This is a genomic window from Anaerosporobacter sp., assembly GCF_965301125.1.
Genome location: NZ_CBDLAM010000110.1, coordinates 1 through 9840, shown reverse-complemented (window position 1 = coordinate 9840; position 9840 = coordinate 1). Strand labels below are relative to the sequence as shown.

Here is a 9840-nt window from a genome sequence, read left to right as displayed (position 1 = left end):
GTATTTATGAAAAAAATTTTAGATGATAATCTTTTGAAATATTACATAAAAAAGCATAATATAAATGAAATATTTGGTGAGGAAATATTAAAATATTCACAACTACATTTTTATGAAAAAGGGGAGTACATATTAGAAGCAGAGAATAAGCTAGAATATTGTTATTTACTTGTTGAAGGAAAAATTAAAATTTATTATATTTTAGAAAATGGGAAATATATGAATTTTAAATTCTACAAAGATTTTAAACCCATAGGAGATATCGAACTGTTAAAAGATAATCCAATCCTTTGTAATATTGATGCAGTTGAGGATACTTATTTGATAGCGATATCTTCCGATATACTTAGAAATAAATTTTATGATGATACGAAGCTTTTACACCATTTGGTAGACTCTTTAAGCGAAAAACTCAGCGCGACTATTAATAATAACTCATATAATTTTGTATATCCGCTTATTAACAGATTGTCGAGCTACCTAGTGGAGCATATAACAGATGAAAATTATATAATATTAAACTCTTCCTATATAGAGATTGCTGAATTCTTAGGAACAACATATAGACACTTGAATAGAACCTTTAAAGAAATGGAAGCAAAATCAATTATAAGATGTGAAGATAAAAAAGTATACATATTAGATGCTAAGATGATTAGAGAATTGTCATAGAATATTTATATAAATCCACTTTGATTGAAAATTATGAATTTCAGACTTAAGTCCTATTAAGAAAGCTATTAATAATAGTAATCATTTTTAATTTGGTCATATTGAGGTCACATAACTAATGTATAGTATCATAGACAAAAGAAAATACATTAGTTAGGAGAATATATATGTTTTTAGCAATAAAGGATTTAAAGTACAATAAGTCAAGATATGCGTTAATCGTATCCATGCTGATATTATTAACCTTTATGGTTTTATTCTTATCAGGATTAGCAAATGGTTTATCATTAGCAACTAGTGCAACTATTAAAAATGCTCAGGCAGATTATTATATAGTAAGTGATGATGCTGATTCTCTTATTACAAGATCTACATTAACAGAAGAGCAATATCAAGAAGTTAAAGATATGACTAGTAGTGAGGTAACACCAATTAATCTAATGAGAATGAATATGAACAAGAAAGACACTCAAAAAAAGCTAGATGTTACATATTTAGCAGTAGATAAAGATAGCTTCATGATGCCAACAATCATGGATGGAAGTGAGATATCTGATGAAGAAAATACCGTTCTATTGAACAAATCTTTCCTAGATGAAGACATTTCAATAGGAGATACTGTGATAGATTCAACTTCTGGTATTGAGATGAAAGTTACAGGGTTTGTGAAAGATGAAATGTATGGACATTCTGCGGTAGGTATTATATCTTCAAATACATTAAATAACATAAGATCAAAAATCAATAAAAATAATGAAACAACATATAATGCCATTGCTATTAAGGGGAAAGATATCGAAAATATTGAACTAGCCAATTCAGTAGTTTTATCAAAAGATGCTATTATAGAAAAAATACCAGGGCATGCGGAAGAGCAGATGACCATTAATATGATTTTATGGGTTCTTGTAATAACTTCGGCGGCAATATTGGGTGTATTTTTCTATATTATTACCATTCAAAAATTAATGGAGTTTGGGGTTATGAAGGCTCTGGGATTGGGAATGAAGACGCTATCGACTATGATTATTACGCAAGTACTAATATTAGCAGGAGGTAGCATGATTGTGGGAAATATTCTAACATTTGCCATGTCAAGTGTTTTACCAAATAGTATGCCATTTTCCTTATTAATTAGTAATGCTGTTATAATCTCAATCGTGTTTGTGATAATTTCAATATTAGTTAGTTTAATTTCTTTGAGAAAAGTAGCAAAGATAGATCCGCTAATGACAATAGGAGGACAGGAATAATGGTAAAATACGCATTACAATTAAATAATATTTCTAAAATGTATCATGATGGAGAAGATGAAAATACAGTCTTAGATAATGTATCTTTAAAAGTAAGACCAGGGGAATTTGTAGCAATTGTAGGTCCATCTGGTTCTGGTAAAAGCACAATGCTATCTATTGCAGGTGCACTACTTTCAAGTACAAAAGGTGAAGTAATAGTTGGAGAAACACCGCTTGATAGCAATAAGAAAAATTGGAACTTAGTGAGAAGAGAAAAGATTGGATTTATTTTTCAATCTCATCAGCTAATCCCATATTTGAATGTAGGAGATCAGCTAAATTTAATAGGAAGAATCTCTAAGAAGAAAGATAGAGAAGAATCTAAAAAATACGCAGATGAGTTATTAGCAGATTTAGGACTAGCAGATAGTAAAACGAAATATCCGAATAAATTATCGGGTGGGGAAAAACAACGTGTAGCAATTGCAAGAGCGTTTATGAATAAACCAGATGTTATTCTAGCAGATGAGCCAACAGCAAGTTTAGACGCCCCTAGAGGAAGACAAGTTGTAGAGATGATTCGCAAAGTGGTTAAGAAGCAAAATAGGGCTGCCATAATGGTGACTCATGATGAAAGAATACTGGATTTGGTGGATGTGATTTATAGAATAGAGAATGGAAAACTCTATGTGAATGTAATGTGATAATTTTCGAACGGGACTTAATAATTATTTTACACCTACCTCAATCTATGATATTATAAGGTCGGATAAGAAAAAAGATTTTATTATTATGTCATATACATAAGAAGGGATGAATATGAAACAGTTTTTTAAAGAATTCAAAGAATTTGCATTACGTGGAAATGTAGTGGATCTTGCAATTGGTGTTATTATCGGTGCTGCTTTTCAGTCGATAGTTAAGTCTCTGACTGAAGATGTGATTTCTCCTTTGATTGGTTTGTTTGCCAAGACGGATTTCACTGCTATGGTTGCTACGGTACGCGGCGTGGAAATACGATATGGTGCTTTTTTGACAGCTGTGATTAACTTTATTATCATGGCATTTGTTATATTTTTACTTTTGAAGGCGATCAATAAGTTATCTAAAATCGGAAAAGCAGAGGAACCTAAAGAAGCTCCGAAAACTAAAAAATGCCAATATTGTTATTCAGAAATTCCAATTGCTGCAACTCGTTGTCCACACTGTACTTCTGAATTAGAAGCCACTGAGGAAAAAAGTTCTGTTGAATAACGATAAGTTTATTATGTAGCCAATCCCATCAATCGATTAGTACAAACTAATCGATTGATGGGGTTTTTGTTATGTATGTTCAATATAGCAGAGGAGTTGGTTGAAATTATCGAATTATAGTATGAATCCATTAACTGATTATGGTAAAATAACTTAGAGAAAGGAAGGGTAAATGATGAATAGTAAAATGGTATCCATACTAGTGGTAGAAGATAATGATAATCTAAGAATGCTAATGACTGATAGATTAGAAATGGAAGGATATCAAATTTTTGAATCTAGCAATGGAGAAGAAGCACTGAAAGTATTAGATAATAATAAGGTAGATTTATTGATAACAGATATTATGATGCCAATCCTAGATGGCTACCAATTAATAGATATATTACGACAAGCGGGCTATAATATACCTGTGTTAATGGTAACAGCAAAGGACAGTTTTGAAGATAAGGAAATAGGATTTCGATTAGGAACAGATGATTATATGGTAAAACCAATTAATATAAATGAAATGGTACTAAGAGTTTCTGCTTTATTAAGACGTGCTCAGATAATAAATGAAAACATTTTAAAAATTGGAGATATGGTATTAGATTATAACGCATTAACAGTAGATACGGGTGAAGAGGTTTATGAACTCCCCAAAAAAGAATTCTATCTATTATATAAGCTATTAAGTTATCCGAGGAAGATATTTACTCGTCAACAACTATTAGATGATATCTGGGGTATGGATACAGAAGTAGATGAAAGGACTGTAGATTCGCATATTAAAAAGCTTCGTAAAAAATTCGGTGATAGAGAAGAATTTAAAATAGTAACGATTAGAGGATTAGGATATAAGGTGGAGAGGTATATATGATAAGAAAATATAGAAAATCTATAAGAGCAAAATTCGCACTAACGTTTATTGGAATTCTTTGCTTAGCCTGTATTGCATCATTTGCATTGATGCATATGGTACAATTCGACTTTGTAAAGTCTCTTTTTCCTAATGGAACAAGTTATACGAATGAACAAGTTTACGTGATACATCAAAAATCAATTATAATTATGGCTACTTTGATGATATGTATCATTATTGGATCTATATTAATGTTTTCTGCAACAAAGGCTATATCAAAGCCAATAAAATACATTAGTAGTGTCACGAAGGAAGTATCAAAGGGGAATTTTGATGTTCATATTGATTATGAGAGTGACGATGAAATAGGAACATTAGCTAAAAATTTTAATTTAATGATAATCGAGCTTCAAAATATGGAGTATCTACGAAAAGATTTCATAAGTAATGTATCCCATGAATTTAAGACTCCAATTTCATCTATTCAGGGTTTTGTAGAAATGCTAAAGAATAAGGATTTACCAGCTGATAAAAGAGATACATATCTAGACATCATAATTGAAGAAACAGAGAGACTAAGTAAACTATCCTCTAATATGTTAAGGATATCTAGATTAGATAATCAAAGTATCCCAAACAAAATAACAGAATTCGCTCTAGATGAACAAATCAGAAAAATTATAGTATTATTAGAAGATAAATGGACCCAAAAGAATATAGAATTAGATATTAATTTAGAGAAAGTAAAGTTTAAAGGGGATGAAGATTTAGTAGGACAAATTTGGATTAACATAATTGAAAATGCTATTAAGTTTTCTGAGATTGGTGGTAAAATATATATACAATCGAAAGATATGGAAGAAGAGGTAGTGGTGAAAATCTCAGATACTGGGATAGGAATTTCGGAAGAAAGTAAAAAAAGAGTATTTGAAAAGTTTTACCAAGGAGATACAACGCATTCTAAGAAGGGAAATGGTTTGGGGTTAGCCATTGTAAAAAGAATAATAGAGATTTGTAATGGCCAAATTTATATAGAAGATTGTGTAGGAGGAGGAACTACATTTGTTATTAGGTTACCGAAACAGGTTGGTGAGGCGTAGCATCAGAATGCTATTATGCTAATTGTTGTATAAGGGTTGCTGTAAAATATTTCGTTGAATTTTACAGCATTATTGGTTATAATATAAATGTAAAAATCGTGAAGCATTTTGAAAGGAAGATGATTTTATGTCAAATATATTACCTGTTTCAGATTTGAGAAATTATAATGAAGTATTGAAAAATTGTCAGATTGGAGAGCCTGTCTTTTTGACTAAGAATGGTAGAGGACGTTTTGTAGTTATGGACATTGAGGACTATGAGCGTGAAAAAGCAGAGAAGAAGCTATTAATGAAATTACAGGAAGCGGAAGAAGCTGTAAAGGAAGGAAAAGATTGGATTACCTTAGATGAACTGAAAGCCAAAGTAGGAGAATAGGCTATGATGAAACTACGGATTAACCCATTAGTTGCAGTAGACTTAAAGAACATCAAGGAATATATTGCAGTAGATAATCCCGATGCCGCACACCAAACTGTGAAGGAGATATATAGCCAGTTTGAGAATATACAGCGCTTCCCTAGTATTGGGGCTGATTTGTCAAAAAGAGTTAGTTTTAAGACGGATTATAAGTATAGTGTATGTGAAAATTATGTAGTGTTGTATAAAGCAGGAATGGAGTATGTTGAGATTTATCGGGTGTTAAATAGGTTTCAAGATATTACGAAGATATTTGAATAAATGGTATGTAAAACAAAGGTAATGAATATAGACTGTTGTAAAAGTAGAAAAACTATGATATCTTTAGAATATTAAAAGCGATGAAGAGTGACAGTAGGTATCTGGAAACGTTACAGAGAGTCCCATTTGCTGAGAAGGGATACAGGAAAAGATATTCTGGTTATAATCAGAGTTCTGGAAACAGAATCGAATAAAGCCTTGGAGCTACATACCGACTACACATTTTGTGTTGAGACTATGTTGGGAGCGCCCATTACAGCGCAGGAGTATCGATATATTATCTGTACTTTTCTTAAATGAATCGACTTAATGTATCCGTACTTATTAAGGCTTACGCTGTGAAGCGTAGACGAACTAAGGTGGTACCACGGATTAATATACAATCCCGTCCTTGGAAACAGGGGCGGTTTTTTTGCGCTCAAAATCACATGCCCCCAAATTTATCTTGAAAGGAATGATGAACTTATGAGCGAAAATAACATTTTAAATGCCAGAATGGCGAAACTTGAGTATGTGAACAATCAAACGAACCCTTATCCAGAAAGATTTGAAAAGACACACGAGATATGTGATGTTATTAATCTTGAAGAGGGGGTAACTGGGGTACGAACAGCAGGAAGAATAATGTCTATGAGAAAGATGGGAAAGATGTCGTTCTTAACAATTGGGGATATTCTTGGAAGAATACAAGTAATTGCTAAAAAAGACCTCTTAGGAGAACAAGAATATGATTTCTTAAAGAAAGGCTTTGACATTGGAGATTTTCTTGGAGTTGAGGGAGAAATCTTTACAACTCAGGCTGGTGAAAAATCGATTCTTGTAACTAGAATCGAATTCCTTGGAAAATCCTATAGACCGCTCCCGGAAAAGTTCCATGGTGTAACGGATACAGAGATTTGCTATAGACAAAGATATTTGGATTTGTGTATGAACAGCGAAACTAGAGAACGCTTTGTGAAGAAATCTCAGTTTATTAAGGAAATCAGAAGATATCTTGAGGATAATGGATACATCGAAATTGAAACCCCTGCACTAATTGACCACCCATCTGGTGCGACTGCAAGACCATTTACATCACATCATAATGCACTTAATATGGAAGTATATTTACGAATTGCACCGGAGACATATTTGAAGAGAGCAATTGTAGGAGGATTTACGAAAGTTTTTGAATTTGCTAGATGTTTTAGGAATGAGGGCATAGATGCAACTCATCTACAAGATTTCACCATGTTAGAAGGATACTGTGCCTATTACAATTACAAAGATAATATGAAATTTTTGCAAGAAATGCTTACGAGTGTTATAACAAAAATATGGGGAAGCCCTATTATTAATGTAAATGGTAATACAATTGATTTTGCAGGTGAATGGGAAGTTGTTTCTTTCAGAGAATTGCTTCTTCGTGATTGTGGTATAGATATTGAAAATTATAAGACAGCAAGTGAATTACTTGAAAAGATTGAACAAGAAAACATTGATCTTTCTTCTGCCATTGATCCTCGAACGCTAGGAAGAGGTAATTTGATTGATTTGTTATACAAAAAAGTCAGCCGTCCTAATATGATTAATCCCACATTTTTAATAGAACATCCAACAGATTTATCACCTCTCGCAAGAGCGAATGATGAGAATCCAGAAATCTCTGATCGCTTTCAACTCATTATAAATGGAGCAGAGATTATTAATGCTTATTCTGAGCTTGTTGACCCAAGAGAGCAAAGAGAACGTTTGCTTGAACAGGCTCGTTGTAAAGCGAATGGTGATGAAGAAGCGATGATGATGGATGAAGATTATATAATGGCAATGGAATACGGAATGCCGCCAATCTCTGGATGGGGTATGGGTATTGATAGAGTATTTCAAGTGTTATCTGGAACCGATAACATAAGAGATTCCATTATGTTCCCTCTTATGAGACCAATTAATTTAGGTTCAGATAGCACACAAGAATAGGCCTATGAAAAAAGACCTAGAAAGCACGGCAATGAATTGACTAAAAATTACATTAGATATAAAATAGGGGTATATTATGGGGATTACCAGACAGTATTTATTAAATTAGGGAGGGTAAGAACATGAAACCATTATTATTAAAGACTGCTGGAGTACAGAGTCAGGTGGAGGAAATCAGTGGTATTGCATCACAGATGGATACTCTGTCCGAACAGGTTAGAACGATAAGCAATTCTGTAACAAATAAGATATCATCTTCTAGTAAAATCAGAGAACAGTTGAATCAAATTCTGGAAGATATGGAAGAGCATCAGACTGTAATGATGAAGCTGAGTGATGTTTTATCACAATCAATTCAGACATATGTAAAGTCAGAAGGTATGATAGTAGATAAGTATAAGAAAGAAGAGGTATCATTTGGATCAAAGGGGCAGGCAGGTGCGATAGAAGGAAAAGATTCTGAAGGACAGATTTTGGATTTAATAAATGAAATATTTGATATTAACGGTAATCCTAGTGTGGGTGTATTAAAAACGATGCTAATATCAATTAAAGATGCTAAGATGTGGAAAGCTTTGGAATTGATATCTCAGGGAAAACGATTTCGTATTGTGACAGAGAATGGTCGAAAATTTATTAAACTCCGTGGTGGTGATAATTTGACCAAACAACAAGTAAAGGAATTCATGGAAGCAATCACTGGCAAAGAAGGATGGACAAAATACGATGCTAAGATTTTAAGACAGAAAGGCATAGAGTTATATAATAAGAAGAATCCAAATCATACATACGAACGTTTATTTAAAGATGGAAGATATAATGAACTAGCTAATTATCTTGATGACTTTCAATTAGGTAATGGTGCTAAAATGGCTAAAGCGTTTGGCACGGAATTTAAGGATAGTATGAAATTCTGGGATGATTTCAAGCCAAGTAATTATAGTGATCTTGGAAAGGCAAGTAAATTTGCAAAAGGCTTAAGTGCAGTTGGAACCGCATTAGATATTGCAAGTGATTTCAGTGATGATTTCTTTGAAAATGGCAAGTTTACTATGTCTGGAGAGAACGTGAAAGAATTTGTAGTAGACACTACGGTATCTGTAACAGCAAATGCTGGAGTAACAGCGGCAGGAGCGGCGATTGGATCATTATTTGCACCACCGATTGGAACTGTAGTAGGAGCAGGAGCTGGAGCAGCAATTGGCTATGTAACGAATACAGATGTTTATGATTTTGATGGTGATGGGAAAAAAGATAGTTTGATAGATGGTGCAAAATATGGAGCAAACTGTGCAGTTGATTATGTTGGAGATAAAGTAGGAGATGTAGTAGATGGAATAGGAAACTTCTTTGGAAGTATCTTTTAGTCACAGAAATACACATAGTTGCTAAAATTGGAGGAGCAAATCAGTGAATAATATATTTGATAGAGTCAATAAAATGTATCATTATAGATCTAAATATATAATTGCTTTCTGTATAGCTATTGTTTCTGTGATTTTTTTAGGAATGATTATAATTGCAGTATTATTATCAAAGAAAGCGATCGTTGACGAGGATAATGTTATTGGTTTCATTATTTTAATATTAGTTCCAACACTCTATTTGAAGTGGTTTTTACAAAATTGGAAAACTTCAAATCGAAGCATATGTCAGTATTATGATATAGATCCTCAGCAGTTAAAGCTAATGATAGAAAAAGAAACTTTTTATGATTGTGTCAAAGAGAAGATTCCTAGTAGGCTCTATCAAGAGTCTCAAAATTACCATATGATATGTGGAAGATTCATCGCAAAAAAATCAGTGTTAAGTGTAAATTATGTAACGACTGGTGGTGCTGGCGGTAGAGGTGCATCATCGAATTATTACATATTTATTCTATGCAATGGAAAAAAAGTTTCTCTTTATACACGATTTAATATACAACTATCTGGGAAAATATCTCCAAATTTTTATGATGATTCAGTAAAACGTAGTTATTGGTCTACATTTGCAGGCACAAGAAAATCTTGGATTCGATCATTTTATAAACAATGGGTTGCGGAGGGAAATCAGCCGATCTCTTTGCTAACGGATGAAGCATCAGTAGATGAATATAAG

The 9840-nt window shown here is 32.8% G+C and carries 11 protein-coding genes; all 11 read left to right on the top strand.

Annotated features, from left to right (window positions below; all coding sequences use genetic code 11):
• Positions 1-672 (top strand): Crp/Fnr family transcriptional regulator (locus ACW2QF_RS12440; RefSeq protein WP_455716324.1); only part of this gene is annotated, 672 nt, incomplete at its 5' end.
• A 167-nt stretch (positions 673-839) separates the two neighbouring features.
• Positions 840-1925, top strand: coding sequence for an ABC transporter permease (locus tag ACW2QF_RS12435; protein ID WP_455716323.1), 1086 nt, complete (start codon positions 840-842; stop codon positions 1923-1925).
• Positions 1925-2611 carry an ABC transporter ATP-binding protein gene (locus ACW2QF_RS12430; protein ID WP_455716322.1) on the top strand — a complete coding sequence of 229 codons (687 nt, stop codon included), beginning with the start codon at positions 1925-1927 and terminating at the stop codon, positions 2609-2611. Before ACW2QF_RS12435 ends, ACW2QF_RS12430 begins: the two co-directional genes overlap by 1 nt.
• A 115-nt stretch (positions 2612-2726) precedes the next feature.
• The gene (gene mscL, locus ACW2QF_RS12425; protein WP_455716321.1) at positions 2727-3161 is read left to right on the top strand and encodes a large conductance mechanosensitive channel protein MscL; all 435 of its coding nucleotides are present in this window, start codon (positions 2727-2729) and stop codon (positions 3159-3161) included.
• A 187-nt stretch (positions 3162-3348) separates the two neighbouring features.
• Entirely contained in the window at positions 3349-4023 is a 675-nt protein-coding gene (locus tag ACW2QF_RS12420; protein ID WP_455716330.1) for a response regulator transcription factor, read from the top strand.
• Positions 4020-5105, top strand: a complete 1086-nt coding sequence (locus ACW2QF_RS12415) for a HAMP domain-containing sensor histidine kinase (RefSeq protein WP_455716320.1) — start codon at positions 4020-4022, stop codon at positions 5103-5105. Before ACW2QF_RS12420 ends, ACW2QF_RS12415 begins: the two co-directional genes overlap by 4 nt.
• 127 nt (positions 5106-5232) lie before the next feature.
• A complete protein-coding gene (locus ACW2QF_RS12410; RefSeq protein ID WP_455716319.1) occupies positions 5233-5481 on the top strand; it encodes a type II toxin-antitoxin system prevent-host-death family antitoxin in 249 nt (82 codons plus the stop codon).
• A gap of 3 nt (positions 5482-5484) precedes the next feature.
• Positions 5485-5784 (top strand): type II toxin-antitoxin system RelE/ParE family toxin, encoded by a 300-nt coding sequence (locus ACW2QF_RS12405; RefSeq protein WP_455716318.1) that lies wholly within the window; start codon positions 5485-5487, stop codon positions 5782-5784.
• 465 nt (positions 5785-6249) lie between these two features.
• Positions 6250-7740: a lysine--tRNA ligase gene (lysS, locus tag ACW2QF_RS12400; RefSeq protein ID WP_455716317.1), complete on the top strand. Its 1491-nt coding sequence runs from the start codon at positions 6250-6252 to the stop codon at positions 7738-7740.
• 122 nt (positions 7741-7862) lie between these two features.
• Positions 7863-9107, top strand: coding sequence for a hypothetical protein (locus tag ACW2QF_RS12395; RefSeq protein WP_455716316.1), 1245 nt, complete (start codon positions 7863-7865; stop codon positions 9105-9107).
• A gap of 43 nt (positions 9108-9150) precedes the next feature.
• Positions 9151-9840, top strand: a 690-nt coding sequence (locus ACW2QF_RS12390; RefSeq protein ID WP_455716315.1) for a hypothetical protein, incomplete at its 3' end; no start/stop codon positions are given.